The organism is Teredinibacter waterburyi (genome assembly GCF_001922985.1).
In the GTDB taxonomy this organism is placed as follows: Bacteria; Pseudomonadota; Gammaproteobacteria; order Pseudomonadales; family Cellvibrionaceae; genus Teredinibacter; species Teredinibacter waterburyi.
In genome coordinates this window covers 1-1208 of the sequence record NZ_MRUH01000058.1, presented here as the reverse complement: position 1 = coordinate 1208, position 1208 = coordinate 1, and the positions used below count along the sequence as shown (strand labels likewise).

Sequence of the window (1208 nt, the reverse complement as noted above, 5' to 3'; positions counted from 1 at the left end):
CTGGTTTTAATATCTATTGTCTAAGCGCTTCGTTTAGGCTGTGGGGCCACCTAGCGGTCGCCTAACGTGTGTGTTACTGGTTTTGGGCCGCCTCGCATAACAAGGCGCTCCACCTGACAATTTTTGCTGCGCTCGTTTGTGTATGTCGCGCAGCTCCATTTTACACAAACGCTCACAGCAAAAATTGCAGGTGAGCTTGGCGTTATGTGAATTTCTATCGAAGTAAATTTATTAACTACAACTAATCGAGTTTATATGAATAATAAAGTTATCGGACTTATCTTAATTGTAGTTGGAATCGCATTGGCAGGGTGGGGTTACAATGTATATGATTCCGCAAGCTCTCAGTTTACGCGGGCTTTGAGTGGAGATACTCCAATTGAAGCGTGGGCAGGCATGGTCGGTGGAGCTATTTGTATCGTTTTTGGTATGTTCAAAGTTAAATAGTATAGATTCCGCAGTGGAATTGGTAAGTAGCTAATCTTTTATTACAAATCGGTTGTGTTTCTTGGTGTTTTGTCTTTAACGTTTGTGCTCAAATTGTCTATTTCTAATCTGGCACATAACAAAGTTATCAAAAGGACAGTGTTTGCTACGCTCCGTTTTGGGGTGGCTGCGCCACTTTAACCCAAAACTCCACTACACAAACACTGCCTTTTATAACGGCGTTAGGCAGCCATGAGAGAAAATGCCATCTTCGAAAATAAGAACCTTGTCGAAATTCGAACGGGAAGAAATCATGATGAAGTTCATTCGGCTTGGAAAGATGATACGAATGAAGGTTTTCTTATTTGCTATTCGATTGAATTGGTTTTTGACGATCAATCTACATTCACGATTCAGCCGTGCGAAGTAGAACTGCCAGGTCGCTTTCCCGCGCTAGGGCTGAAGGTGAGTGAGGGGAAATTTCAGGAGCAGTCTTTTCTACTTGAAATGGAAGGCCTTCCTTCAAAAATATTGGAAATAAAGCAGGATGATTACCTTGGCGAGGGTGTAGAAAACCAAACGAAATTTACGCTCAAAAATGACAAAAAGGTAGTAATAAGGCATGTGTTTCCTCCTATGACGCTGGGTATTAAAATCGAGACAAGCAATGCCTAACAAACAGCTCAAACCGACCTCCACTGCGTTGCTCGTTTTGTGCTTTTCCGCTACGCTCGCACAAAACAATCAACTCCGTTCCGGCGGCTTAGCTGGGCGTTATGCGT

At 43.0% G+C, this 1208-nt stretch carries 2 protein-coding genes; both read left to right on the top strand.

Going from position 1 to position 1208, the window contains the following annotated elements; all coding sequences use genetic code 11:
* Positions 1–255 precede the first annotated feature (255 nt).
* On the top strand, positions 256–447 hold the full coding sequence (locus IDZ20_RS05750) for a DUF3185 family protein (RefSeq protein WP_188150477.1): 192 nt from the start codon (positions 256–258) through the stop codon (positions 445–447).
* Between the two features lie 231 nt (positions 448–678).
* Positions 679–1101: a hypothetical protein gene (locus IDZ20_RS05745; RefSeq protein WP_188150476.1), complete on the top strand. Its 423-nt coding sequence runs from the start codon at positions 679–681 to the stop codon at positions 1099–1101.
* Positions 1102–1208: the final 107 nt, after the last annotated feature.